This window comes from Yimella sp. cx-51, assembly GCF_017654605.1.
Taxonomy (GTDB): Bacteria; Actinomycetota; Actinomycetes; order Actinomycetales; family Dermatophilaceae; genus Yimella.
In genome coordinates this window covers 2,064,964-2,090,874 of the sequence record NZ_CP072113.1, presented here as the reverse complement: position 1 = coordinate 2,090,874, position 25,911 = coordinate 2,064,964, and the positions used below count along the sequence as shown (strand labels likewise).

At 66.3% G+C, this 25,911-nt stretch carries 23 protein-coding genes and 2 tRNA genes; 19 read left to right on the top strand and 6 right to left on the bottom strand.

The features are described 5' to 3' along the window. Positions 1-19: 19 nt before the first annotated feature. Both J5M86_RS09945 and J5M86_RS09940 read right to left on the bottom strand, forming a co-directional pair. Positions 20-433 carry a globin gene (locus J5M86_RS09945; protein ID WP_244328311.1) on the bottom strand — a complete coding sequence of 138 codons (414 nt, stop codon included), beginning with the start codon at positions 431-433 and terminating at the stop codon, positions 20-22. Between the two features lie 28 nt (positions 434-461). Further along, complete coding sequence (locus J5M86_RS09940; protein WP_188060493.1) at positions 462-1,415, bottom strand: mechanosensitive ion channel family protein; 954 nt, start codon at positions 1,413-1,415, stop codon at positions 462-464. A gap of 66 nt (positions 1,416-1,481) precedes the next feature. Between J5M86_RS09940 and malQ the strand changes: the two genes are divergently transcribed. Further along, a complete protein-coding gene (malQ, locus tag J5M86_RS09935) occupies positions 1,482-3,629 on the top strand; it encodes a 4-alpha-glucanotransferase (protein WP_188060494.1) in 2,148 nt (715 codons plus the stop codon). A 79-nt stretch (positions 3,630-3,708) separates the two neighbouring features. Here the strand turns inward: malQ and pepN are convergent, their stop codons facing one another. Then, complete coding sequence (gene pepN / locus J5M86_RS09930; RefSeq protein WP_188060495.1) at positions 3,709-6,282, bottom strand: aminopeptidase N; 2,574 nt, start codon at positions 6,280-6,282, stop codon at positions 3,709-3,711. A gap of 90 nt (positions 6,283-6,372) precedes the next feature. Here pepN and J5M86_RS09925 point away from each other — a divergent pair, with 90 nt between their 5' ends. The 3 genes from J5M86_RS09925 (at position 6,373) to J5M86_RS09915 (ending at position 8,750) form a co-directional block, all read left to right on the top strand. After that, on the top strand, positions 6,373-7,008 hold the full coding sequence (locus tag J5M86_RS09925) for a disulfide bond formation protein DsbA (RefSeq protein WP_318275921.1): 636 nt from the start codon (positions 6,373-6,375) through the stop codon (positions 7,006-7,008). Positions 7,009-7,021: 13 nt separating this feature from the next. Then, complete coding sequence (locus J5M86_RS09920; RefSeq protein ID WP_188060496.1) at positions 7,022-7,489, top strand: ribose-5-phosphate isomerase; 468 nt, start codon at positions 7,022-7,024, stop codon at positions 7,487-7,489. Between the two features lie 232 nt (positions 7,490-7,721). Next, positions 7,722-8,750, top strand: a complete 1,029-nt coding sequence (locus tag J5M86_RS09915; RefSeq protein WP_188060497.1) for a PP2C family protein-serine/threonine phosphatase — start codon at positions 7,722-7,724, stop codon at positions 8,748-8,750. A gap of 36 nt (positions 8,751-8,786) precedes the next feature. Here the strand turns inward: J5M86_RS09915 and J5M86_RS09910 are convergent. Then, positions 8,787-8,863 (bottom strand) — tRNA-Pro (locus tag J5M86_RS09910). A 101-nt stretch (positions 8,864-8,964) separates the two neighbouring features. On the opposite strand from J5M86_RS09910, the gene J5M86_RS09905 reads away from it, so the two are divergent. The 5 genes from J5M86_RS09905 (at position 8,965) to clpX (ending at position 13,406) form a co-directional block, all read left to right on the top strand. Then, a tRNA-Gly gene (locus J5M86_RS09905) sits at positions 8,965-9,035 on the top strand. A gap of 53 nt (positions 9,036-9,088) precedes the next feature. Then, on the top strand, positions 9,089-10,429 hold the full coding sequence (gene tig, locus J5M86_RS09900) for a trigger factor (protein WP_188060498.1): 1,341 nt from the start codon (positions 9,089-9,091) through the stop codon (positions 10,427-10,429). 189 nt (positions 10,430-10,618) lie between these two features. Continuing rightward, positions 10,619-11,236 (top strand): ATP-dependent Clp protease proteolytic subunit, encoded by a 618-nt coding sequence (locus J5M86_RS09895; protein ID WP_304952498.1) that lies wholly within the window; start codon positions 10,619-10,621, stop codon positions 11,234-11,236. Between the two features lie 29 nt (positions 11,237-11,265). Then, complete coding sequence (locus tag J5M86_RS09890; protein ID WP_188060499.1) at positions 11,266-11,925, top strand: ATP-dependent Clp protease proteolytic subunit; 660 nt, start codon at positions 11,266-11,268, stop codon at positions 11,923-11,925. A gap of 203 nt (positions 11,926-12,128) precedes the next feature. Then, a complete protein-coding gene (gene clpX, locus J5M86_RS09885; protein WP_305847080.1) occupies positions 12,129-13,406 on the top strand; it encodes an ATP-dependent Clp protease ATP-binding subunit ClpX in 1,278 nt (425 codons plus the stop codon). 63 nt (positions 13,407-13,469) lie between these two features. On the opposite strand, the gene valS is transcribed toward clpX, so the two are convergent. After that, positions 13,470-16,124 carry a valine--tRNA ligase gene (gene valS, locus J5M86_RS09880; RefSeq protein ID WP_188060500.1) on the bottom strand — a complete coding sequence of 885 codons (2,655 nt, stop codon included), beginning with the start codon at positions 16,122-16,124 and terminating at the stop codon, positions 13,470-13,472. 97 nt (positions 16,125-16,221) lie between these two features. Between valS and J5M86_RS09875 the strand changes: the two genes are divergently transcribed. The 7 genes from J5M86_RS09875 (at position 16,222) to ndk (ending at position 23,945) form a co-directional block, all read left to right on the top strand. After that, the gene (locus tag J5M86_RS09875) at positions 16,222-16,803 is read left to right on the top strand and encodes a GAD-like domain-containing protein (RefSeq protein ID WP_188060501.1); all 582 of its coding nucleotides are present in this window, start codon (positions 16,222-16,224) and stop codon (positions 16,801-16,803) included. A 272-nt stretch (positions 16,804-17,075) separates the two neighbouring features. Continuing rightward, the gene (ileS, locus tag J5M86_RS09870; RefSeq protein WP_188060502.1) at positions 17,076-20,366 is read left to right on the top strand and encodes an isoleucine--tRNA ligase; all 3,291 of its coding nucleotides are present in this window, start codon (positions 17,076-17,078) and stop codon (positions 20,364-20,366) included. Next, positions 20,363-20,887: a GNAT family N-acetyltransferase gene (locus J5M86_RS09865; protein ID WP_188060503.1), complete on the top strand. Its 525-nt coding sequence runs from the start codon at positions 20,363-20,365 to the stop codon at positions 20,885-20,887. The genes ileS and J5M86_RS09865 overlap by 4 nt, the downstream gene beginning before the upstream one ends. Further along, a complete protein-coding gene (locus tag J5M86_RS09860) occupies positions 20,884-22,275 on the top strand; it encodes a folylpolyglutamate synthase/dihydrofolate synthase family protein (RefSeq protein WP_188060504.1) in 1,392 nt (463 codons plus the stop codon). Before J5M86_RS09865 ends, J5M86_RS09860 begins: the two co-directional genes overlap by 4 nt. Then, positions 22,272-22,655, top strand: coding sequence for a DUF4233 domain-containing protein (locus J5M86_RS09855; RefSeq protein WP_244328310.1), 384 nt, complete (start codon positions 22,272-22,274; stop codon positions 22,653-22,655). Before J5M86_RS09860 ends, J5M86_RS09855 begins: the two co-directional genes overlap by 4 nt. Next, positions 22,655-23,494 carry an undecaprenyl-diphosphate phosphatase gene (locus J5M86_RS09850; protein ID WP_188060505.1) on the top strand — a complete coding sequence of 280 codons (840 nt, stop codon included), beginning with the start codon at positions 22,655-22,657 and terminating at the stop codon, positions 23,492-23,494. The genes J5M86_RS09855 and J5M86_RS09850 overlap by 1 nt, the downstream gene beginning before the upstream one ends. 22 nt (positions 23,495-23,516) lie before the next feature. Beyond that, complete coding sequence (ndk, locus tag J5M86_RS09845) at positions 23,517-23,945, top strand: nucleoside-diphosphate kinase (protein ID WP_188060506.1); 429 nt, start codon at positions 23,517-23,519, stop codon at positions 23,943-23,945. A gap of 121 nt (positions 23,946-24,066) precedes the next feature. On the opposite strand, the gene J5M86_RS09840 is transcribed toward ndk, so the two are convergent. Continuing rightward, entirely contained in the window at positions 24,067-24,618 is a 552-nt protein-coding gene (locus J5M86_RS09840; RefSeq protein WP_188060507.1) for a MarR family winged helix-turn-helix transcriptional regulator, read from the bottom strand. Positions 24,619-24,703: 85 nt separating this feature from the next. Between J5M86_RS09840 and J5M86_RS09835 the strand changes: the two genes are divergently transcribed. Genes J5M86_RS09835 through J5M86_RS09825 form a run of 3 tightly spaced genes read left to right on the top strand, consistent with a single transcriptional unit; the run spans position 24,704 to position 25,907 of the window. Beyond that, the gene (locus J5M86_RS09835) at positions 24,704-25,150 is read left to right on the top strand and encodes a DUF4178 domain-containing protein (protein ID WP_188060508.1); all 447 of its coding nucleotides are present in this window, start codon (positions 24,704-24,706) and stop codon (positions 25,148-25,150) included. Next, positions 25,147-25,644, top strand: coding sequence for a DUF2617 family protein (locus J5M86_RS09830; protein WP_188060509.1), 498 nt, complete (start codon positions 25,147-25,149; stop codon positions 25,642-25,644). The genes J5M86_RS09835 and J5M86_RS09830 overlap by 4 nt, the downstream gene beginning before the upstream one ends. Continuing rightward, on the top strand, positions 25,641-25,907 hold the full coding sequence (locus J5M86_RS09825; protein ID WP_188060510.1) for a hypothetical protein: 267 nt from the start codon (positions 25,641-25,643) through the stop codon (positions 25,905-25,907). The genes J5M86_RS09830 and J5M86_RS09825 overlap by 4 nt, the downstream gene beginning before the upstream one ends. Positions 25,908-25,911: the final 4 nt, after the last annotated feature.

Here is a 25,911-nt window from a genome sequence, read left to right as displayed (position 1 = left end):
CCGCCACGGTGTGCCGATCTCAGGCTTGCGGGAGCCCGGGCGAGTCGGCGCCCTCGGGGGCGTTCACCAGGGAATACGCGGCGCGGGTGAGGTAGTCACGCAGCAGGTTGTCCAGCTCGGGTGCGAGATCGAGGGTGTCGCAGGCGTTCATCATGTGCAGCAACCAGCGGTCGCGCTGGGCCGGAGTGATGACGAAGGGCACGTGCCGCATCCGCAAGCGCGGGTGGCCGCGTTCCTGCGAATAGGTGGTGGGCCCGCCCCAGTACTGCTCCAGGAACATCCGGAGGCGACGTTCGGCCGGCTCGAGATCCTGCTCGGGGTACATCGCGCGCAGTTCGGGGTCGTCTGCGACACCCCGGTAGAACTCGTGGACGAGTTTGTGGAAAGTGGGCTCGCCACCGAACAACTCGTAATAGGTCGTCTGCTCGCTCACGGGTCTCAGTCTCGCAAATGCTCGTCCGTCAGATTCCGGCACCCGCGTTGTTGCCCGCGCCCGCGGGGCCAGTCGACCCGCCGGAGCCGTACGGCGGCAGCGAGGGTCCGCGCACGCCAGCCGCATCGAGCGCCACCTTGGAGCGTTCACGCAGCTCGCGGGAGATCGCGTACTGCTGGCCCGGCAACGTCTTGGCGATGATGCGCAGGGTGACGACGCCGCCGCTGACGGATTCGACACCTGCCACCTGCGGCTCCTCCAGCAGCATTTCCTTCCAGGGGGAGTCGTCGTCGACCTTCTCGGCGACCGTCCGCAGAACGTCCAATGCCTTCTCCACCGACTGGTCGTAGGCGACCGGGACGTCGACGAGCGCGACCGACCAGCCCTGCGAGCGGTTGCCGATGCGCACGATCTCGCCGTTGCGCACGTACCAGACGACACCGTTCGCGTCCCGCAGCCGGGTGATGCGCAGCGTCACCTCTTCGACGGTGCCGATCGCCTCACCGGTGTCGATCACATCACCGACGCCGTACTGGTCCTCAAGGATCATGAAGACGCCTGACAGGAAATCCTTGACCAGGCTCTGCGCGCCGAAACCCAGGGCGACACCGCCGACACCGGCGGACGCCAGCAGGGGAGCAAGCGGTACGCCGAGCTCGGCCATGATCGTCAGCGCGGCGATCGTGAAGATGATCAACGTCGACACCGAACGCAACAAAGAGCCGAGTGTCGCGGCCCGTTGCTTGCGTCGCTCGTTGTCCAGCCCTGCTGCCTGGCGCAGCACTCGCGCCGCGCGTCCGGAGGCCTGCTCACGCTCAGCGCTGCGCTGCTCCATCATCGAGGTGACCTTGCGGATCGCACGATGGGTCAACCAGCGCAGGAAGAGCGCGACGATCACGATGCCGATGATCATGAGCGGGGTGCCGACCAGTTTGTCCCAGAAGGTCGAAGGGGTGTTGTCGCTCACCAGAAAGTCAGGCATGGCCACCAGTTTTACAGTCTGACGCCCGAGTCACCCACAAGACTGGTCCGTGCCAAACTTGCCCGCATGTCAGAAGGCCCCTCCACCACGCTCGTCGACCTCGCCCGCGCCTACGGCGTCGCCACCGATTATTGGGACTGGAAGGGAAACCACACCCAGGTGTCGGCCGACACCATCCGCACCGTCCTGAGCGTCTTCGACGTCGACGCCTCCACCGACGAGGCCGTGAAAGCCGCACTCGCCGACCGCGAGTTGGACGGCTGGCGACGGGTGCTGCCCCGCGTCGTCGTGCTGCGCGAAGGGTGGACGCCGTGGGTGGCCCTCCACGCCGCTGACGGCGCTGCGGTGGAGGCCCGGTTGGTCTTGGAGGACGGCCGCGCCCGCGAGATCAAGACCGTCGAGCGCTTCGTCGAGCCACGCACCGTCGACGGCGTGGTGACCGCCGAGACGACCGTCGAACTGCCCGGCGACCTGCCGCTGGGTTACCACGAGCTCGTGGTGAGTGTCGGAGCAGAGGATGGACGCAAGACCGACCACCGTGCGCCGGTGATCGTCACTCCGGCGACGCTCGCACTGCCGAAGGCACTTGAGGACGATCGGGTGTGGGGTCTGATGACCCAGCTCTACACCGTCCGCTCGGAGCGCTCGTGGGGCATCGGTGACGCCGCCGACCTGGCTGAGCTCGGCACCTGGGCGGCTCGTCAGGGCGCCGACTTCGTGCTGATCAATCCGGTGCACGCTGCCGAGCCGATCGCCACGATGGAGCCCTCGCCCTACCTGCCGACTTCGCGCCGGTTCGTCAACCCGATGTACATCCGGGTGGAGGAAGTGCCTGAGATCGGTTACCTCTCGGCGGCCGAGCACCAGTTGGTCGAGTGGCACAGTGACGACGCCCGCCGCCTCAACAAGCTCGCCCAGCTCGACCGGGACGGCTCGTGGGAGGCCAAGCGGGCTGCGCTGCGCATGATCTTCCGCAGCGAACGCACGCACCGACGCGCCCGTGACTTCGAACAGTTCCAGGTGCGCGAGGGGCAGGGACTGATCGACTTCGCCACGTGGTCGGCGATCGCGATCGATCGCGGCCTGCCGTGGGAGACCTGGCCCGAAGAACTCCGTGATCCGCGCAGCGAAGAAGTTGCGGCCGAACGTGAGCGCCTCGCCGAAGAGGTGGAGTTCCAGTGCTGGTTGCAGTGGATCGTCCAGTCGCAGCTGGGCGATGCACAACGTGAGCTGCGCGCGTCCGGCATGGGTGTCGGGGTGGTGCACGACCTCGCCGTTGGGGTGCACCCCGGCGGAGCGGACGCCTGGGCACTCGGCGATGTGCTAGCCCACCAGGTCAGCGTCGGCGCTCCCGCCGACGACTACAACCAGATCGGGCAGAACTGGAGCCAGCCGCCGTGGCGACCCGACCGTCTCGCCGAACTCGGCTACGCACCCTTCCGCGACATGCTGCGCACCGTGCTGCGCATGGCCGGCGGCATCCGCGTCGACCACATCCTGGGTCTCTTCCGGCTCTGGTGGGTGCCGCGCGGTGCCTCGCCGAAGGACGGCACCTACGTGCGCTACGACCACGAGGCGATGATCGGCATCCTGGCGCTGGAAGCACAGCGCGCCGACGCCGTGGTGATCGGTGAAGACCTCGGCACCGTCGAGGACTGGGTGCGCGACTACCTGCTGGAGCGCGGGTTGCTCGGCACCTCGATCCTGTGGTTCGAGCGCAAGGACGGCGTGGCCCCGCGTGACCCGGAGACCTACCGCTCGCTGTGCCTCGCGAGTGTCACCACCCACGACCTGCCGCCCACCGCCGGTTACCTGCAGGGCGAACACATCGCCGTCCGGCACGAACTCGGCCTGCTCACGCGGCCGTTGGAAGAGGAGATCGCCGAGGACGACGCGCAGCGCGAAGCGGTGCTCTCGGCGCTGCGCGAACGCGGCCTGCTCAAGGGCAAGGCGAAGATCGAGGACCAGGTGGATGCCCTCCACAAGTACCTCGCGTGGGCTCCGAGCAAGATGCTGGGTGTCTCGGTGAACGACCTGGTCGGCGACGTGCGCACCATCAACCAGCCCGGTACGGACGAGGAATATCCCAACTGGCGGCTGCCGCTGGCCGACGGCAATCACCAACTCGTCACGCTCGATGAAGTGATGATCAGCCGTCGCGCCAAGCGCCTCATCCGGTGCGTCAACCACCGGGACGCTGCCCCGAACGACTGAGCTCCACACTGCTCGACACCACGAAGAAGCCCGCTCGACCGGACGGTCGGGCGGGCTTCTCGTTGGGTGAGCGGTCGGCTCAGCCGGCCGCGTCGAACTCCTGCGCGGCGAGTGCTCGCTGCACGTCGTCCCGGTGCTCGGTCACCACACGCACCAGGCCGGCCGGCTGGTCGGCATTGGCGTCCAGCCATCCCTGCGTACGCGACAGTAGATCCGGTGAGGTGAGCGCCACCGGGAAGGCGAGACCGGCAATGCTCTGACCGATGTGGAAGGTGCGCTGCGCCCACATGCCACGCAGCATCTCGAAGTACTTCTCGACGTACGGCGTCAGCAAGGAACGGTCGTGCGCTCGCTGGAAACCGCGACCGACCGCCTCGATCATCTGGTTGGCCAGATCCGTGCCGTCGACCAACTTCGTCCAGGCGTCCGCCTTCGCGGCCGCTGTCGGCACTGCAGCGCGTGCGGTGGCCGCCCGCTCCTTGCCAGTCGCGGTGGCATCAGCCTCCTCGGCGGCTGCGATGTCGTCCTCACCCGCTGCGCCCGCGGCGGCCAGCGAGGTCACCAGCACCCAACGCAGGTCGGTGTCGATGCTCAGACCCGCAAAGGCATGCTCGCCCGAGAGCAGAGCGCGCACGAGCGCGACGTCCTCGTCCGATTCGGCGTACGCCGCGAAGGCCTCGGTGATCTGCAACTGGGCATCACTGCCGGCCTCTGCGGCCTCTGCTTCCCTGCGCAAGGCGGCGGCGACGGACGCCCGCACCTCGGTCTGCGCGTCCGGGGCCACGTACAGCTCGGTGAGCTGGCGTAGCATCCCGAGCGTCATCCGCAACATGCCGGAGTGGCGCTCCTGGCCGACCAATGCCGACAGCACCGGCACGAGGTCGCGTCCGCGCAGTTGTGCATCGCGGGTCATGTCCCACAGCGCACCGATGACCAGTGCGCGCGGGAGAGGGTCGAGACCGCGCGGCTGGTCGAGCACTGCTGCGAGGGAGCGCTCGTCAAGCCGGATCTTGGCGTAGGCGAGGTCGTCGTCGTTGACCAGGATCAGACCCGGGTGCTGGCGGCCGACCAGAGCCTCGATGGGAGTGGACGCTCCGTCGACGTCGACCTCGATTCGGTCGACGCGCACCCACGAATCGCCCTGTCGTTCATACATGCCCACGGCCAGCCGGTGGGTGCGCAGCGTGGGCAACTGCTCCGTCGCGGTCTGCTCGACCGAGAACGAGCGGATGGTGCCGTCCGCGTCGAGCTCGAGCTTCGGCGTCAAGGTGTTCACCCCGGCCGTCTCGAGCCACTGCGCCGACCACGCGCTCAGGTCGCGTCCTGAGGACGCCGCCAATTCGTTCAGCAGGTCGGGCAGGGTCGTGTTGCCCCAGGCGTACTTGGCGAAGTAGGCCCGCAAGCCGGCGATGAACTCCTCCCGCCCGACATACGCGACCAGTTGCTTGAGCACCGAAGCACCCTTGGCGTAGGTGATGCCGTCGAAGTTGGACTCCACGTCCTCCAGGTCACCGATGTCGGCCACGATCGGGTGGGTGGAACTGAGCTGGTCCTGGTTGTACGCCCAGGTCTTCTCCTGGATGGAGAAGGTGGTCCAGGCATCCGTCCACTGCGTCGCCTCGGCCTGGCAGACCGTCGAGGCCCACTCGGCGAACGACTCGTTGAGCCAGAGGTCGTCCCACCACTTCATGGTCACCAGGTCGCCGAACCACATGTGGGCCAGTTCGTGCAGGATCGTCAGCGCGCGGCGTTCGACCTTCGCCTCGGCCACCTTCGAACGGAAGACGTAGACCTCGTTGATGGTCACGCAGCCGGCGTTCTCCATCGCGCCCATGTTGTATTCGGGCGTGAACAGTTGGTCGTACTTCTCGAACGGGTACTCGCAGTCGAACTGCTCCTCGAAGAAGGCGAAACCACGCTTGGTGCAGTCGAAGATGTTGTCCGGGTCGAGGTGCTCCCGCAGTGACCGGCGGCAGTAGATCGCCAGGGGCACCTCACCGCGCCGGCTGGTGACACTGTCGCGCACGACCTCGTAGGGCCCGGCCACCAGAGCGGTGATGTACGACGACATCGTCGGTGTTGCACTGAACTTCCATGTCGCGCAGTCGCGTTCGTTGCCGCGAGGATCGATCCACACGGCCTCGGAGGGCTCCGGCTCCGGAGTGGGCTGGTTGGAGACGACCTGCCAGTGCGCGGGGGCAGTCACCGTGAAGGTGAACTGGGCCTTCAGGTCGGGTTGGTCGAAGACGACGAACATGCGACGGCAGTCGGCCACCTCGAACTGGCTGTAGAGATAGACCTCCTGGTCGACCGGGTCGACGAACCGGTGCAGGCCCTCCCCGGTGTTCATGTAGGTGCCGGTGCCCTTCACTTCCACAGTGTTCGCACCCGAGCGAAGGGGCAGCGTGATGCGCGCGCCGTCGTAATGCGTTGCCGGGTCGAGGGATTCACCGTTGACCTCGAGGCCGGAGACCTCACCGTTCACGAAGTCGACGAAGGTCTCACCGCCCCGGTGTGCGGTGAGTTCGATCGTCGTCACCGATCCGAAGGTCTCAGCGCTGGTGGTGAGATCGAGCCGGACGTCGTAGGAATCGACGGCGAGCAGGTCGGCGCGGGTCGCGGCTTCTGCCTGGGTCAGGTTGGTGGTGGTCACCGATGCACTCCTTGTGGGGTTTGCGTGCGTGTTGCCAATGGGGGTCAACGCTGACGCCATGCTGCCACGAGGGTTTGGCAGGATGGCGGCGTGACTGAAACCGGTGGCCGCAGGGCGGCAGAGATGTTCTTCGATCCGATGTGCCCATGGGCGTGGATGACCTCCCGCTGGCTCATGGAGGTCGAGAAGGTGCGCGACGTCGACATGACCTGGACGGTGATGTCGCTCAGCGTTCTCAACGAGGGACGCGATCTGTCCGAGGGCTACCGCGAGATGCTCGACCGCGCATGGTTGCCGGTCCGCACCATCATCGCCGCCCAACAGCACGGACCCGAGGTCAACAAGAAGCTGTACGACGCGATGGGTCAGCGCATCCATCTCGAGCAGCGCGGCAAGGACGCCGACGACCTGCGTGCGGTCTGTGTGGAAGCACTGGCCGAGGCGGGTCTACCGGCTCAGCTGATCGAACACGCTGCGCCGGTGAAGGGCGACGATGTGGACATGGCGCTCCGTGCCTCGCACCAGCGGGCGATGGACCTCGTCGGTGACGAGGTGGGCACCCCGGTCGTGGCCTTCGAGGGCGTCGCCTTCTTCGGCCCGGTCGTCACGCCGGCACCCAAGGGAGAAGCTGCGGGAAAACTGTGGGACGGCTGCCTGCTCGTCGCGGGCACGCCCGGCTTCTACGAGTTGAAGCGCACCCGCGACGCCGATCCCGACTTCAGCTGAAGGAGCAAGAAAAATGCGAGTACACATCGGTGGCGACCACGCCGCCTTCGAACTGCAGCGTGCACTGGTCGACTGGCTCGGAGAGGAGGGCCACGAGGTGGTCGACCACGGGCCGAAGGAGTACGACGAACTGGACGACTACCCCGTCTTCGTGCTGCGTGCGGCGGAGGCCGTCGCGGCCGATCCGGGCTCGTTGGGCATCGTCCTGGGTGGTTCGGGCAACGGCGAGCAGATGGCAGCCAACAAGGTGGAGGGCATCCGTGCCGCGCTGGCCTACTCCACCGAACTGGCCCAACTCGCCCGTGAGCACAACGACGCGCAGATCGTCTCGCTGGGTGGCCGGTTCCACACCCAGGAGCAGGCGCAGGCGATCGTGAAGGTCTTCCTGGAGACGCCCTTCTCCGGTGCCGACCGTCACCAGCGCCGAATCGACATGGTTGCGAAGTACGACCAGGACGGAACACTGCCGCCGCAGCCGTGAGCCGCGCCCCGCTGGGGGTGGCGCATGGTACGCCTCTTGCGATAAGGGCTGGGGTTTTCGGCGTGCCGAACGGTAAGAAATCGTTAAAGAAAGTTTCCGGTTATCGCCGAAGACGGTTAGCGTTACATGTATGGGTGTTGAGCAACCGCTGATTCCGGGCTGGACGTCCCGGTCCGTGCGGTGGCTCGCCCACCGGCATGCGAAGCCGGCACAGACAGACTCCAGGCAGCTGATGCCGGCCGTCGTGATTGGCGTCGGCCTGCTCGTCTGTGTCGCGATGCTGCTGGTCTTCCGGCGCTGGCCGGACACCAGTTACGCGCTGTTCGCGCCATTGCTGCTGGCGGTCGGAGCGCTCGTACGTGGCCGCGCGATGGCCATCTGCCTCGCAATCCTGACGGTCACGTTCGTGCTGGTCGCCTTTGTGATGCCCTCGCACACGTTGATGCGCGCTTACAGCAGTGCGATCGGGCTCGCCGGGATGGCTGTGGTCCTGGTAGCGCTGGACCGGGTGTGGTCGAGGTCGGCCGGGGTCTCCGCCCGGGCGGCGTCCAACCTGTTGTCCGATCTGCGCCATCGGCACGAGGTGCAGACCCACATGCCCGATCTGCCCGCAGGCTGGGAGATCGACAGTGCGGTGGTCGCGGCCCACGGCGAAAGTCTGTGCGGTGACATCGTCGCCGGCTGTGAGGTCGACGGAGTCTTCCACGCCATCGTGCTCGATGTCTCCGGTAAAGGCTCCACTGCTGCCAGTCGGGCGTTGTTGCTCGGTGGTGCCGCGTCGGGCCTGCTGGGGGCCGTACCGGCAGAGCGCGTGCTCCCGGCGTTGAACGACTACCTGGTGCGTCAGGGTTGGAGCGATGGCTTCGCCACAGCCACCTATCTGAGCGTCGACCTCACGACGGGCGAATACTCGCTGGCCTCTGCCGGTCATCCGGCAGCTATTCAGTTCCGTGCAGGAAAGGGAAATTGGCAGCCGCTCGATGCCAACTCCGGTGTGGTGCTGGGCATTCTCGAGGGACTCGGCCTGGATGCCTACCCGCGTCTGCACGGACGTCTGGAGTCGGGCGACATGCTCATGCTCTACAGCGACGGCGTCGTTGAGCACAAGGACATCGACATCCCCCAAGGTGTCGACCGCATGCTGGGTGTCGCCGAACGTGAGATCCCGAGGCAGTTCGCCGGTGCGGCCGGGCGGATCTGCGCCGAGGCCCGGGCGGGCGAATCGGACGACCGCACGGTCGTCATCCTGCGCCGCCACTGAACCGCTTCGCCGAACGGGCAGAACAGCGGAGAAGTTTGGTCGGGGTAGCCGGATTCGAACCGACGGCCTTCCGCTCCCAAAGCGGACGCGCTACCAAGCTGCGCCATACCCCGTGCCGACCAGTTTGAGATGCGGCCGAACGAGTAGGTAGGCTAACCCCTCGGTGCACCACACCGAACGCCGGGGCAACCCGGTGTCCGCGCGGGGCGCCGCTGCGGGCGTAGCTCAATGGTAGAGCCTCAGTCTTCCAAACTGATTACGCGAGTTCGATTCTCGTCGCCCGCTCTCTGCACATCAGTCCGAGCACGACCTTCCCGATTCAATTTGGAGTATCCCTAGTGAAGAGCGCCGTCGAGACCCTCAACCCGACCCGGGTCAAGCTGACCGTCGAGGTGCCGTTCGAGGAACTCAAGCCGAGCCTGGACGCCGCGTACGCCGCCATCGGCAACCAGGTGCAGATTCCGGGCTTCCGTAAGGGCAAGGTTCCCGCGCGCATCATCGAGCAGCGTTTCGGCCGCGGCGCGGTCGTCGGCGAGGCGATCAACGAGGCCCTTCCGCAGTTCTACGGCCAGGCCATCGAGGAGAACAACCTCCAGCCGCTGGGCCAGCCCGAGGTCGATGTCACCGGTGCCCCCACCGAAGGCGACGACCCGTTGGTCTTCACCGCCGAGGTCGATGTCCGTCCCGAGTTCGAGCTGCCGAAGTTCGACGAGATCAAGGTCGAGGTCGACCCGATCAAGGTCACCGACGAGGACGTCGACGCAGAGGTCGAGCAGCTGCGCGAGCGTTTCGGCACCCTCAAGACCGTCGAGCGTGCCGTCACCAAGGGCGACTTCGTCTCGATCGACCTCAAGGCCACGATCGGCGACGAGGAGATCGACGCCGTCGAAGGCATCTCCTACGAAGTGGGCGCCGGCAACATGCTCGAAGGCATGGACGAGGCGCTCGAGGGCCTTTCGGCCGGCGAGTCCAAAGAGTTCACCGCTGCACTCGCCGGTGGCGAGCACGAGGGCCAGGACGCCGACTGCGTCGTCACCCTCCAGGCGGTCAAAAAGCGCGAACTGCCGGAGCTGGACGACGAGTTCGCCCAGCTGGCGTCCGAGCACGACACGATGGACGAGCTGCGTGCCCAGCTGACCACCCAGGCCGAGGCCGGCAAGCGCTTCCAGCAGGGCGTGCAGGCTCGCGACAAGGTGCTTGAGCACCTCCTGGAGAACGTCGAGATCGCGCTGCCGCAGGGCATCATCGACGCCGAGGTCAACAGCCACCTCGAAGGCGAAGGTCGCCTGGAGGACGACGAGCACCGTGCCGAGGTCGACGAGTCGACCCGCAAGGCGCTGAAGTCGCAGCTGCTGCTCGACAAGATCGTCGAGGACGAGGAGATCCAGGTCTCGCAGGAAGAGCTCATCGAGTACCTCATCATGTCGGCCCAGCAGTACGGCATGGACCCCAACACCTTCGCCCAGGCGCTCGACCAGCAGGGTCAGGTGCCACAGGTGCTCTCCGAGGTCGCTCGCCGCAAGGCGCTCGCGTCCGTGTTGGAGAAGGTCTCCGTTGTCGACACCGACGGCAACGACGTCGACCTCAACGCCGAGGTCGAGGTCGAGGATGTCGACGGTTCCGACATCGAGCTGGACGTCGACCAGGACGAGAAGGCCGACGAAGCCGACAAGGCCTGAGCCTGCGCACACGCTGATCGAGGGCGCCCGAGCCGATGCTCGGGCGCCCTCGCTGCGTACTGTCCCGGCCAGGCTTGTACGCCCACGGCGAACAAGCTCCGGAGTCGGGACTTAACCGGGCGGGCCGGGCGTTAGGGTCCAGTGGAAGCAGACATCAGGTCCGCGAAGAGAACGACAGATGGAGTCACGATGACGGAGCGCAGCAACGCGCCGGTCGGCATGGCCACTCAGCCGGTGGCCGGCCTCGACGATCAGATCTACAACCGCCTGCTCAAGGAACGCATCATCTTCCTGGGTTCGGACGTGCGCGATGACAACGCGAACGCGATCTGCGCCCAGCTGCTGCTGCTGGCGGCCGAAGACCCCGAGAAGGACATCTGGCTGTACATCAACAGCCCCGGTGGTTCGGTGACGGCCGGCATGGCGATCTACGACACGATGAACTGGATCCCCAACGATGTCGCGACCGTCGCGATGGGCCTGGCCGCCTCGATGGGACAGTTCCTGTTGTCCGCCGGAGCCAAGGGCAAGCGTTACGCCACCCCGCACGCGCGCATCATGATGCACCAGCCTTCGGGCGGTATCGGCGGCACCGCCTCCGACATCCGCACCCAGGCCGAGTTGCTCCTGGGCATGAAGAAGGAGCTCGCTGATCTCATCGCCGAGCACACCGGCCAGACCGCTGAGCAGGTCGAGAGGGACTCCGACCGCGACCGCTGGTTCACCGCCAAGGAAGCCAAGGAGTACGGCTTCGTCGACCACGTCTTCGAGCGTTCCACTGACGCTCCCGGCGATGTGAAGGCATGACGTACCCGATGAACCCGCTTGGAGCACAGATGAATTCGAACAACCCCGCTGAAGTCGGCCGCGGTCTCCACGTGCCGCCGAGCAGCCGCTACATCCTGCCGCAGTTCGAGGAGCGCACCTCCTACGGCATGAAGCGCAGCGACCCCTACAACAAGCTCTTCGAGGACCGCATCATCTTCCTCGGCGTGCAGGTGGACGACGCTTCGGCCGACGACGTGATCGCGCAGCTGATCGTGTTGGAGAGCCAAGACCCCGACCGCGACATCCTCATGTACATCAACAGCCCCGGTGGATCCTTCACCGCGTTGACCGCGATCTACGACACGATGCAGTACATCCAGCCCGATGTGCAGACCTTCGTGATCGGCCAGGCCGCCTCCGCTGCTGCAGTGATCCTCGGTGCCGGCGCACCGGGCAAGCGGTTCGCCCTGCCCAACGCACGCATCCTGATCCACCAGCCGGCGATGGAAGGCTCGGGCGGCACCGCCTCCGACCTGGAGATCACCGCCAACGAGATCTTCCGGATGCGTGACTGGCTGGAAGACACCATCGCCAGCCACACCGGCCGCTCCAAGGAGCAGGTGGCCAAGGACATCGAGCGCGACAAGATCCTCACCGCTGCCCAGGCACAGGAGTACGGCCTGATCGATGAGGTGCTTGCATCGCGCAAGGCGAGTCAGCAAAGCTGATCAGCACTAATAGTCACCAAGAACAGACTCCCAGCGGCGAGCCGCTGGGAGTCTGTTCTTGTGTCGGATCCGCATCGACAATTGCGCTGGCGGCGAACACGGGTGACTCAAGGAGGCACACCGCGGTTCAATGAGCGAGGATGTCGTACGTCGGGGGTAACGTCGACCAGGTCGCACGCTCGAGCAGGGAGAAGGGTTCACACGTGGCACGTATGGGAGAGAGCAGCGATCTGCTGAAGTGCTCGTTCTGCGGAAAGAGTCAGAAGCAGGTCAAGAAGCTCATCGCCGGCCCAGGGGTCTACATCTGCGACGAGTGCATCGATCTGTGCAACGAGATCATCGAGGAAGAGCTCGCCGAGACCAGTGAGCTGGGGCTGGAGAAGCTGCCCAAGCCGCGCGAGATCTTCGAGTTCCTCGAGCAGTACGTCATCGGCCAGACACCCGCGAAGCGATCGCTGGCCGTCGCCGTCTACAACCACTACAAGCGCATCCAGGCCGCTGAACAGGCGCCCAAGAAGGACGCCGACGGCGTCGAGATCGCCAAGTCGAACATCCTGATGATCGGCCCGACCGGTTGCGGCAAGACCTACCTTGCCCAGACGCTCGCGCGCATGCTCAACGTGCCCTTCGCGATTGCCGACGCCACCGCGCTCACCGAAGCCGGTTACGTCGGCGAGGACGTCGAGAACATCCTGCTCAAGCTCATCCAGGCCGCCGATTTCGACGTCAAGAAGGCCGAGACCGGCATCATCTACATCGACGAGATCGACAAGGTCGCCCGCAAGAGCGAAAACCCCTCGATCACCCGTGACGTGTCCGGTGAGGGCGTGCAGCAGGCGCTGCTGAAGATCCTCGAGGGCACCAGTGCGTCCGTCCCGCCGCAGGGTGGCCGCAAGCACCCGCACCAGGAGTTCATCCAGATCGACACCACCAACGTGTTGTTCATCGTCGGTGGTGCCTTCGCCGGTCTGGAGAAGATCATCGAGGCCCGCTCGGGTCGGCAGGGCCTCGGCTTCGGCTCGGAACTGCGGCAGGCCAGCGACCCCATGAGCAGTTTCGCCGAGGTGCTGCCCGAAGACCTCATGAAGTTCGGGCTCATCCCGGAGTTCATCGGTCGTCTGCCGGTGATCACCACGGTCGAGCCCATCGACCGCGCCGGGTTGGTCTCGATCCTCACCGAGCCCCGCAACGCGCTGGTCAAGCAGTACCAGAAGATGTTCGAGATCGACGGGGTCGAATTGGAGTTCACTCCCGACGCCGTCGACGCGATCGCCGACCAGGCCACCCTGCGCGGCACCGGTGCTCGTGGTCTGCGCGCAATCATGGAAGAAGTGCTGCTGCCGGTGATGTTCGACGTCCCGAGTGACGACGACATCGCCCGTGTCGTGGTCACCCGCGAAGTCGTGCTCGACAACGTCCTGCCGACCATCGTGAAGAGGGAGCCGACGCGTAAGCGCAGCCCTCGCAAGGAGAGCGCTTAATCAATACAAACGAATCTGCCTGAGCCGCAACGGCTCAGGCAGATTCGTTTCGTCTGGCGTGTCTCAGTTCTTCGGCGGCGGCGGGATCAGCTCAGCATCCCGCACCTCGAAGCTCTCGGCGTCGGCGTAGCTCAGGCCGGTGACCTTGCCGGCTGCACGCAGATCGGCCTCGCCGGCTTTGACCGCGTCGATCACCTGCTGGGGTCCGGCGAACGTCACAGACGACACCTCGGCACGCATGCCGAGCTTGGCGTCCGACTTGGCCTTGCGCACACCGGCCAGCGCAGCTCCGACGGCATCGAGCACGCTCGGGTCGCCGGCAGCACCGGCGACTTCTGCCACGGTCGGCCACGCAGCCTTGTGCACTGAGCCCTGCTTGAACCACGACCACACTTCCTCGGCCGCGTAGCACAGCACCGGTGCGAGCAGTCGCAGTTGGACGTCCAGCGCCAGCCGCAGGGCAGCACGCGCCGACGCTGCGGCTTCCGGAGCGACCGGCACATCGCGTCCGCCGTAGGCGCGGTCCTTGACCAGCTCGATGTAGTCGTCGCAGAAGGTCCAGAAGAACGACTCGGTGACATCGAGCGCGCGGGCGTAGTCCCAGGCCTCGTAGGCACGGGTGGCCTGCTCGACGACCTGCGCGAGACCGGCGATCATCGAGCGGTCGAGCGGGTCGGTGATCGCCTCGACGCCACCGACCGGCGAGCTCTCGTCGCCCATCGTCAGCGCGAACTTCGAGGCGTTGAGCAGCTTCATCGCAAGGCGGCGACCGATCTTGATCTGCTGCGGATCATCGACGGTGTCGGTGCCGGGGCGCGCGATGGCCGCCCAATAGCGCACGGCGTCCGTGCCGTTCTGCTCCAGCATGTCGATGGGCGTGGTGGCGTTGCCCTTGCTCTTGCTCATCTTCTTGCGGTCGGGGTCGAGGATCCACCCGTTGATGGAGGCATCGGTCCACGGCACGCTGTCGTGCTCGAAGTGGGCGCGCACGACCGTGGCGAACAGCCAGGTGCGGATGATGTCGTGCCCCTGCGGACGCATGTCCATCGGGAAGATCTTGGCGAAGAGCTCTTCGTCGTTCTTGCCCAACGGGTCGCTGGCAACCGGCCAACCCGAGGCGATCTGAGGCGACAGGGACGAGGTGGCCCAGGTGTCCATGATGTCGGTGTCACCGGTGAATCCACCCGGCTGATCGCGCTGGCTCTCGTCGTAGCCGTCGGGCACGTCGCTGGCGGGATCGATCGGCAGCCGGGATTCCTCGGGCACGAGCGGGTCGTCGTGCTGGATCTCGCCGTGCTCGTCCAGGCGGTACCAGACCGGGAACTGCACGCCGAAGAAGCGCTGGCGACTGATCAGCCAGTCGCCGTTCAGCCCGCCGACCCAGTTGGCGTACCGGCTGCGCATGAAGGCCGGGTGGAAGTCGATCTGCTCGCCGCGTTCGACAAGCGCATTGCGCAGGTCCTCGCTGCGGCCACCATTGCGGATGTACCACTGCCGACTGGTGACGATCTCAAGCGGCTTGTCGCCCTTCTCGAAGAAGTTGGCCTTGCGCTGGGTCTTGACCGGCTCGCCCACGAGGTCGCCCGATTCGCGCAGGGCAGCGACGATCGCCTCGCGTGCGGAGTGAACCGTCTTGGTCGCCAGCTGCTCGGTGTAGAGCTGTTCGCCTGGGCCGCCGACGATCCACTCAGGAGTCTCGCCGGTGATGCGTCCGTTGCGGGTGATGATCGAGCGGATCGGCAGTTGCAGTTCACGCCACCACTGCACATCGGTGAGGTCGCCGAAGGTGCAGCACATCGCGATGCCGGCCCCCTTGTCGGGCTCGGCTGCCGAGTGCGCGACGACCGGGATCTCCACGCCGAACATCGGCGAGGTCACCGTGGTGCCGAACAGCGGCTGGTAGCGCTCGTCGTCGGGGTGGGCGATGAGGGCGACCACGGCCGGAATGAGCTCAGGGCGTGTCGTCTCGATCTCGACGGTGCCGCCGCCCGGCTTGTGGAAGCTCACCTTGTGGAAGGCGCCCGGGTAGTCGCGCGCCTCCAACTCGGCCTGGGCCACCGCGGTCTGGAAGGTGACGTCCCAAAGCCCCGGTGCCTCGGCCTGGTAGGCCTCACCGCGCTTGAGATTGCGCAGGAATGCCTGCTGGGCCACGGCCCGCGAACGGTCGTCGATGGTGCGGTACTGCACGTTCCAGTCGATCGAGAGACCCAACCGGCGGAAGGTCTCCTCAAAGGCGACCTCGTCGATCTCGGTGAGCTTCTCGCACAACTCGATGAAGTTGGCGCGGCCCACCGGTCGCTGATCGGCTGCCTTGGCCGACTTGCCGTCGCCGCCCTCGAAAGGGGGAACGAAATCGGGGTCGTACGACAGGGATGCGTCGCCGCGCACGCCGTAGTAGTTCTGCACGCGGCGTTCGGTGGGCAGGCCGTTGTCGTCCCAACCGATCGGGTAGAAAACTTCCTTGCCAGTCATCCGGTGATAGCGCGCCAGGCAGTCAGCCTGGGTGTAACCGAAGACGTGACCCAGGTGCAGCGCGCCGCTGGCCGTCGGCGGGGGAGTGTCGACCGCGAAGATCTGGTCGCGCTGCAGCGTCATCGCTCGGTCGCGGTCGAAGGCGTAGGTGTCCTGCTCCCGCCATACCTGGCCCCACTTGTCCTCCAAGCCGTCGACGGTGGGCTTGTCGGGGATCGTGGGGTGCAGCGCAGTGGCGTCAGTCATGAGCCCTATGTTCCCATCCTGGGCGGGTGCGGATCACCCGGGTTTCGCGGGGGACGCGGCAGCCGCACGACGCTCGTGCGCAGTTAGCATGTGGCGCATGAGTCATCAGGGCACCATCGTCGTCCAGCGTTTCGTCGACACCTACGCCCCGGACGGCGACGTCCAGGTGCCGAGTGCTGCATTCCTGGAGTATGCGGCGCAGCATGCTCCCGCCGAACTGGTGGAGTTGTGGAGCACGCATGGTCTGGGCTTCTACGGCCAGCAGCGTCTCGCGCTGGTCGACCCGTCGGCGTGGACCCCGGTCTTGCAGCGCTGGCTCGGCAGCGATGTGCGCAGCATTCCGTTCGCAGTCACCAGCTTCGGCCACGTTTACCACGTGGAGGGCGATGGCCCGGTGCAATGCCTCGACCCGCACTTCGTGAGCAACACGTATGTCGCTGCTGATGTCGTCGGCTTCTTCAACGACCACCTGACCACGTCCGGCTCGCACTTGGCCGACCTCGAGGGTCCGCGCGGCGGCGCCCGCAGCAAGTTCGGCGACTTGGAGGCGGGCGAGATCTACTGCTTCAACCCGCCGTTGTCGCTCGGTGGCACCGTCGGCCCCGACTCCCTCGACAAGGCCGACGGCGTCGCGAAGCTCGTCGAGATCCACGAGGGCACGGCTGCACAGCGCGGCTGATTGGAGCCGACCGCACGCAGGCGCGTAGACTCATTGCTCATAAGCGTCTGAGCCGTCATCAGCGGCGAGCTTCCGGAAGAACAGGGCTCCTGCTCCCAGTAGAACCGGACGGGACGAGCCCGTCACAGCTCACGAACAAGTGGCCGCCATTCCTCTCAAAGGGCGTGACGGCAAGCGGGGTGGTACCGCGGGGCCACCGGGTCGAGACGATCCGGTGTCGTCGTCCTCGAGCAGGACGATGTACGCCCGACGCTGAAGGAAGACCGCCCGCCATGACCTACCCCAAGGTTGCATTTACCGCACCCGCCGACTGTCCGTCGGCGGGCGTCCCGGCCAGCCCCAACTTCCCGGCGATCGAGCAGGCGGTGCTGCGCTACTGGAATGAGGACGGCACGTTCCGCGCGTCTGTCGCGCAGCGCGACGCCGGACTCAACGGTGAGAACGAGTTCGTCTTCTACGACGGCCCGCCGTTCGCCAACGGCCTGCCGCACTACGGACACCTGCTCACCGGTTATGCCAAGGACGTCATCCCGCGCTTCCAGACGATGCTGGGCAAGAAGGTCGAACGCCGCTTCGGATGGGACACCCACGGTCTGCCCGCCGAGCTCGAGGCGATGCGCCAGCTCGGGCTGAAGACCAAGGACGAGATCCTCGACATGGGCGTGGAGAAGTTCAACGCCGCCGCCCGCTCGTCGGTGCTGAAGTACACCGACGAATGGGAGGAGTACGTCAACCGCATGGGTCGCTGGGTCGACTTCGAGAACGACTACAAGACGCTCAACCCCAGCTTCATGGAGTCGGTGCTCTGGGTCTTCAAGCAGCTGCACGACAAGGGTCTGGCCTACGAGGGCTTCCGGGTGCTGCCGTACTGCTGGAACGACGAGACGCCGCTGTCCAACCACGAACTGCGCATGGACGACGACGTCTACCAGATGCGCCAAGACCCCGCAGTCACCGTCGGATTGCGTTTGGAGACAGGCGAACTCGCGCTCATCTGGACCACCACGCCGTGGACGCTGCCGTCCAACCTCGCGATCATGGTCGACCCCGAGATCGACTACGTTGTTGTGGAGTCCGACTTCACCGGCACGACCGAGAAGTACCTCCTCGCCGAGGCACGTGTGCCCTCGTACGCCAAGGAGCTCTTCGGCGATGCCAAGGCCGACTGTGCCGGCAAGGTGGTGCAGCGGCTCAAGGGCAAGGACTTCATCGGCCGCCACTACACCCCGCCGTTCAACTACTACGCCGACCACGAGAACGCCTTCCGCGTGGTCGAGGCCGACTTCGTCACCACCACCGACGGCACCGGGCTGGTGCACAGCGCCGGCGCTTTCGGTGAGGACGACATGCGCATCACCGACCGGGAGGGCATGAAGCCGGTCATCCCGGTGGGCCCGAACGGCGCCTTCACCCACCCGGTGGATGAGTACGAAGGCATGCAGGTCTTCGACGCCAACCCGCACATCATCGACCACCTCAAGGCGGCCACCCGCGGCGAGGGCGAGCAGGGGAGCGTCAGTGCGGGCACGGTGCTGCTGCGCCGTGAGACCTACGACCACAGCTACCCGCACTGCTGGCGCTGCCGTAAGCCGCTGATCTACATGGCGGTGTCTTCGTGGTTCGTCTCGGTGACCTCCATCAAGGAGCAGTTGCTGGCCAACAACCAGCAGATCAACTGGGTGCCGGCCAATGTCAAGGACGGCCAGTTCGGCAAGTGGTTGGCCAACGCGCGCGACTGGTCGATCTCGCGTAATCGCTTCTGGGGCAGCCCGATTCCGGTGTGGAAATCGGACAACCCGGAATACCCGCGGGTCGACGTCTACGGTTCGTTCGCCGAACTGGAAGCTGATTTCGGCCGGCTGCCGCTCAATGCCGACGGCGAGCCCGACCTGCACCGGCCCTTCATCGACGAGCTCACCCGTCCCAACCCGGACGACCCCACGGGTCAGTCGACCATGCGGCGCGTCGAGGACGTGCTGGACGTGTGGTTCGACTCCGGCTCGATGCCCTATGGCCAGGTGCACTACCCGTTCGAGAACGCCGACTGGTTCGAGCACCACTACCCGGCCGATTTCATCGTCGAATACATCGGTCAGACGCGCGGCTGGTTCTACACCCTGCACGTGCTGGCCGGCGCGCTCTTCGACCGCCCCGCCTTCGAGAACGTCATCTGCCACGGCATCGTGTTGGGCAGCGACGGGCAGAAGATGAGCAAGTCGCTGCGCAACTATCCCGACGTCAACGAGGTCTTCGACCGTGACGGCGCCGATGCCATGCGGTGGTTCCTCATGTCGAGCCCGATCCTGCGCGGCGGCAACCTGATCGTCTCCGAGGAAGGCATCCGTGGTGGCGTCCGCCAAGTGATGTTGCCGCTGTGGAGCAGCTGGTACTTCTTCAGTCTCTACGCCAACGCGGCTGGGTACGAGGCGAAGTGGTCGACCGCGTCCACGAACGTCCTCGACCGCTACTTGCTGGCCAAGACCCGCGAGCTGGTGACCACGGTCGGTGACCAGTTGCAGGAGTACGACGTCGCCGGTGCGTGCGACACCATCGCCGCCTTCGCCGACGTGCTCACCAACTGGTACATCCGACGTTCCCGCGACCGTTTCTGGTCGGTGGGCAAGGACGCCGACGCAGCGGCCTTCGACACGCTCTACACCGTGCTCGAAACCCTCACCCGCGTGGCAGCGCCCCTGCTGCCGTTCACCGCTGAGGAGGTCTGGCGCGGACTGACCGGTGGCCGGTCGGTGCACCTGACCGACTGGCCGGTCGCCGCCGATCTGCCGTCGGACGACTCACTGGTGCGGGCGATGGACCAGGTGCGTACGGTCTGCTCGACGACCTCCAGCCTGCGCAAGGTCGAGAACCTCCGGGTGCGTCTGCCGTTGGCCAACCTGACGGTCGTGGTGAACGATGCGGCGACGGTGGCGAAGTTCTCCGACCTGATCGCCGATGAGGTCAACGTCAAGAAGGTCGACCTGGTTGATCTGGCGACGGCCTCGCAGGAGGACTTCGGGCTGACGCAACGGCTGACGGTCAACGCCCGTGCGGCTGGTCCGCGCCTGGGCAAGCAGGTGCAGCTGGCGATCAAGGGCAGCAAGAGCGGCGACTGGAACGTGAGCGACGAAGGCACCGTCGTCAGCGGCGGCCTCGAGCTGCACGACGGCGAGTATGCGCTGGAAACTGTTGTCTCCCAGGACGTCCAGGGGTCGCGTGCGCCGGCGATGCTGCCCGGTGGTGGCTTCGTCGTCCTCGACACCGAGGTCACCGACACGCTGCGCTCCGAGGGCATCGCCCGCGACGTCATCCGTGGTGTGCAGCAGGCCCGTAAGGACGCCGGCCTCGATGTCAGCGACCGCATCAGCGTCGCGATCGTCGGCGACGAGCCGGTGTGGCAGGCGGTGCTGGAACACCAGGGTCTGATCATGGGCGAAACGTTGGCCGTCCAGTTGGGAGCGGCCGGCGGCGACCAGACGTTGCCCGGAGGGACGGCGATGACGCTGTCCGACGGACTGCAGGCAAGCGTCGCGCTGAAGAAGGTCGACGCGGGAGGAGCAGCATGAGCGCGGCACCCACCGTCGTCATCCGCGAGGCGACCGGGGACGACCTGCACGCGGTGGTGGAGGTGGGGCTGCGCACGTGGCCGTCCACCTATGCGCCCATCGCAGGCAAGGACTACGTGGCCATGGGCCTGTCGAAATGGTGGACCGAGGACGCGACCATTCCTGCCATCCGAGCCGGCCGGGTGCTGGTCGCGCAGGTCGAGGGCGATGTCGTCGGGATGGTGTCCTTTGCCCCGCTGGATGGCCATTTCATGATCTGGAAGCTGTATGTGCTGCCGGAGTTCCACGGCCACAAGCTCGGCCACCGGCTGCTCATGGCGGCGCTGGCCCGAGCACGCGCCGAAGGCTTCATGCAGGCGCGGCTGTCATACCTGGACGGCAACGAGGTGGCCGCACGTTTCTACGCGGCGCACGGCTTCACCGACTACGACCGCGAACACGGCGGCTCGGGCATCCCCGACTCGATCTGGGTGCGCCTCGACCTGGACGAAACCCACGACGATCAGCAGGAGAAGCGATGAGTCCGCGACCGGACGCAGGCCAGGTGGCGGCCGCGCAGAAGCTCGAGGTGCACCGGCGGTTGCGGGAGATCGAGGCCGAGATCCTCGCCCGAACCCCGGAAAACAACCCCGAGCCCTCGCTCGACCGGGTGGCGAAGTGCATGCAACTACTCGGCGACCCGCAGCACAACTTCCCGATGATCCACCTCACCGGCACCAACGGCAAGACCTCCACCACCCGCCTGGTGGAGCGCATCCTGCGCGAGATGGGCTTGTCGACCGGGCGCTTCACCTCCCCGCACCTGCACGACATGCGTGAGCGGATCTCGTTGAACGGCAACCCGATCGAGCCGGAGCGTCTCATCGACGTGTACGACGACGTCCTGCCCTACATCGAAATGGTCGACCTCGAATCCGAGGCCGCCGGCGGTCCGCGGATGACCTACTTCGAGGTCATGGTCGTGCTTGCCTACGCGGCGTTCTCCGACGCGCCGGTCGATGTCGCGATCGTCGAGGTCGGGCTGGGCGGCGAGTGGGACGCCACCAATGTCGCCAACGGCAGGGTGGCCGTGATCACCCCCATCTCCATCGACCACCAGCGGTTGTTGGGCAACTCGATCGAGGACATCACCACCGAGAAGCGCGGCATCATCAAGGCCGATTCCTTTGCCATCGTCGGGCGGCAGTACCCCGAGGCCGACGAACTCATCGCGCAGCAGTGTGAGCAGGTGGGCGCCGACCTCAAGCGGGAGGACATCGCCTTCGGAGTCACCGAGCGGGAGACGGCGGTCGGCGGGCAGCAGATCACCGTGCAGGGTTTGGCTGGTCAGTACGCCGATCTCTTCCTGCCCCTCTTCGGCGAGCACCAGGCGCACAACGCCACCATCGCGATCGCCGCTGTCGAAGCCTTCGTCGGCGGGGGGGAGCAGCCCCTCGACCGGGACGTCCTGCAGGCCGGACTCGCCGAGGCCACTTCGCCCGGTCGTCTTGAGATCGTGCGACGCTCGCCGACTATCCTCGTCGACGCCGCGCACAACGTCGGGGGAGTCGAAGCACTGCGGGCAGCGGTCAACGACTCCTTCACCTTCACCCGCCTCATCGGACTGATCGCGATCCTCGCCGACAAGGACGCCGAGCCCATGCTCGAAGCGCTCGAGCCGGTGCTGGACGAAGTGGTCGTGACCCGCACCTCCTCGCCCCGGGCGATGGACCCGCGGGCGCTCGGCGAACTGGCCACCGAAATCTTCGGCGCAGACCGGGTGCACATCGAGCCGCATCTCGTGGAGGCCATCGACAAGGCGGCCTCGCTGGCTGACGAGCAGGGCGGTGTCGGCGGCGGCGTGCTCGCCACCGGATCGGTGGTCACCGCAGCCGAGGTGCGCGCCGCACTCGGGGTGACCCAGACGTGAAAGACCTGCTCTTCTACGGCGTCGGGGAGAAGATGACCCGCCGCTTCGGCGCGATCGTCATCGGCTCGCAATCCCTGGTGGTCTTCTTCGGTGCACTGGTCGCCTACGCCTTGGCCAAGGCCGACGACAACTCTTCGCACAACGCTTATCTCGTCGTGGGTTGCGTCCTGGCCGTGCTCTGCATCCTGGACGCCGGAATGTTGCGCAGACCCTGGGGTGTCACGCTCGGATGGTTCATCCAATTCGCTACGCTCGCAGCCGCATTCATCGTCCCGATGATGCTGGTCGTAGGCATCGTCTTCGGTGCTCTGTGGGTGACCGCCCTCGTACAAGGACGCAAGATGGATCAACTCACCCGTGAACACGCAGGAGCCGCCTGATGGACTTCTTCCAAGCCCTCGTCCTGGGTGTGGTGCAGGGGCTGACGGAGTTCCTGCCGATCTCCTCCTCCGCTCACCAACTCATCGTCAGCCGGCTCTTCTTCGACAACGAAGGTGGCGGTGCACCATTCACCGCCGTGACCCAGTTGGGCACCGAAGCGGCCGTGCTCGTCTACTTCTGGCGTGACATCGTCCGCATCATCAAGCAGTGGTCGCTGTCGTTGGTGGGCAAGGTGCCCCGCAACGACCCCGATGCCCGCATGGGTTGGCTGGTGATCATCGGCACCATCCCGATCAGTCTGCTCGGTGTGCTGCTCCAGGACTACATCCGTGGACCGGTGCGCAACCTGTGGGTCACCGCCACCATGCTGCTGGTCTTCGCCCTCGTCATTGCCGTGGCCGATAGCACCGCCAGTCAGCGCAAGACGTTGAAGGATCTCGACGCCAAGGACGGAGTGAAGTTCGGCCTCTTTCAGGCGCTCGCGCTCATCCCGGGTGTGTCCCGTTCGGGCGGCACCATCGCCGGTGGTCTGTTCATGGGCTACCGCCGCGAGGACGCCGCCCGCTACTCCTTCCTGTTGGCCATCCCGGCCGTGCTCGCCTCCGGGTTCTTCGAGCTCGCGGGCCTGGCTGGTGAGGACAACCCGGACGGCTGGCCGCCGATCATCATCGCCACCTTGCTGTCGGCGGTCGTCGGCTACGCGGTCATCGCCTGGTTGATGCGTTACATCTCCACGCACGACTTCAAGCCCTTCGTGTACTACCGGATCGGCCTGGCCGTGGTGCTCTTCGCGCTGCTCGCCTTCGGCGTGATCGACAGCGCTGCGCCGACCACCTGACCGCACCGATAGGGTCGTGCTCGTGAGCGCGCAGATCGAACGCACCCTGGTCATCGTCAAGCCCGACGGCTTCCGTCGCGGACTCACCGGGGAGGTGCTGCGCCGTATCGAGGCCAAGGGTTACACCCTGGCTGCGCTGGACATCCGCACGCCCGACCGTGAGCGCCTGGAGCAGCACTACGCCGAGCACGTCGGCAAGCCGTTCTACGAGCCGCTGGTGGAGTTCATGAGCAGCGGTCCGGCGACCTTCGTGATCGTGGAGGGGCAGCGCTGCATCGAAGGCTTCCGCTCATTGGCGGGCGCCACCGACCCGACGAAGGCACTACCCGGCACCATTCGCGGCGACCTGGGCCGTGACTGGGGCGAGAAGGTGCAGGCCAACATCGTGCACGGCTCCGATTCCGCGGAGTCGGCCGAGCGCGAGATCGGTATCTGGTTCTCGCGGGCCTGACCCGCGCTGGCGCTGCGCTGTTGAGCCCTGACCTGCCCGCTGGTTGAGCCCTACGAGTGACGAAGGAACTCGTAGGTGTCGAAACCCGCCGAACAGAGCGAGGTGGCCACCCCGCGTGCCGTCAGGAGTACGACGCGGCGGTGTCGCGCGCGGCGGTCAGGTCATCCAGCCCGGCTATGGCCTTCTCCAGCAGTGTGGCCAGTTGTTCGCGCTGACCAGTGGTCAGCTTCGACAGCACGTCCGACTCCAGCAGGTCGGAGTTGCGGATCACCTGTCGGAACGTCTCCCACCCTTCGGTGGTGAGTTCGACGAGCACCCGGGTGCGGTTGGCCGGATCGGTGGAGCGTTCGATGAGTCCGCGTTCGGCGAGCTTGTCGAGCCGGTGGGTCATCGAGCTGGGCGCGACCGCAGCGGCCTCGGCCAGCTGGGACGGCGTGGTGGTGGCGTCCTTGGGGGCGGTGGCCAACCGGGAGATGACGGTCCACTCCCCGGTGGTGAGGCCGACGTCCTGCAGGCCCACGGCGTACCACTGGGAGAGTCGGCGGGTGAGCCCCTGCACGGCGGTGATCACGCGCTGCACCTGCTCGTTGCCACCTGCCTGTACGTAGGCCGCAACCTCCGCTTCGTATTCTTCGCGGGCGGTGGGGCGGGAAGTATTCTTGGACCGGCTCATAGCCCGTCCAGTCTGCCAGTGCCTGGATAATGTCTGGTGACGGGCCGACAGGTGGGATGTCGGAGTCTGAACAACGGGGGAAGCAATGCTTGGCAAGTCGCTCGAGCAGATCGGACCCGGCAGTCGGCTGCGGCTGCTCGGGATGGACGTCACCGTGACGTCGTCGATCGATCTCACCAGCGAGGGCTGGAGCTGGCAGGAGCACCAGATCCTCGGTCATGCCTGGGTGCACTGGCTCACGGTCGAGATGGACGAGGGCCAGCTGTTGTGCGCCACCTGGACCGAGCGTCCTGACTTGGTGGAGGTCTCACCCGGGGGCCGCAAGCTCAAGGTTGACGGTCTCACCTTCCGACGGGAGGACGACGGCCGTGGAACCTACGCGATACGCGATGGGTCTGACCACGGTGACTACGAGTACTACGACTACGAATGCGACGACCAGATGCTGAGCTTCGACCGCTACGGGGACGGCCCGTGGGAAGCCTCGTTGGGTCGCGCCGTGCCCACCGGGCAGATCCAGGTGATCGCGTGACTGTCGTCGAACTCGCCTCGCCGTACGTCGACACCCGCGCCGAGGACCTCCGCTTCAGCCTGTCCACGCAGCTGCAACCGGCGGTGGCCGAGCGCCGGGTGGGCGGCCTCGACCTGCGCATTCTCGGAGCCTCGCACCAGGTCGTGGTGCTGGACGGCCCGGCTGTCGGTCTGGTTGAGACCGTCGCTTACCTGCCCCAGGTCGACACCCCGCTGCCGCCCGAACACGAGACCGAGCTCTACCGCATGACGAGCGCTGTGCACGAGCTCGACCGGGACGAACTACAGCGCTGGATCGATGAGTCAGCTCCCCGGTGGAGGGGCGAGCAGACGATCGTCGCGCGCTTCCCGGGTGACCCGTTGGCCCTCACTGTGCTCGCCGCGCAGGCCGGCGGCCGGTCGTGGCAGTCGTGGCATGTCTACCCCCAGCACGGACAGGTCGTGCACACCCGCACCGTGCTCGGTGAATCCGACGATCCGCAGGAGAGGTCATGAAACGGTCGATCACCCGATTGGCGATGGTCGCGGTTGCCGTGACGGCGACCATCGGGGTCGCCGGATGCGGCGACAGCAAGGACGAGGCCGCGTGCCGTGCGGCGTACATCGCCGAGCAGAAGGCCAAGGGGCTGCTGGCGCCGACGACCGAGCAAGCCCGCGAAGCGTGTGACCGCGACCGCGGCGGTACCTATGCCCGCAACTACTACGGCAGCCGAAAAGGCAGCGGTTTCCGGGGCGGCGGCTCCGGTTCCGGCAAGTGAATCC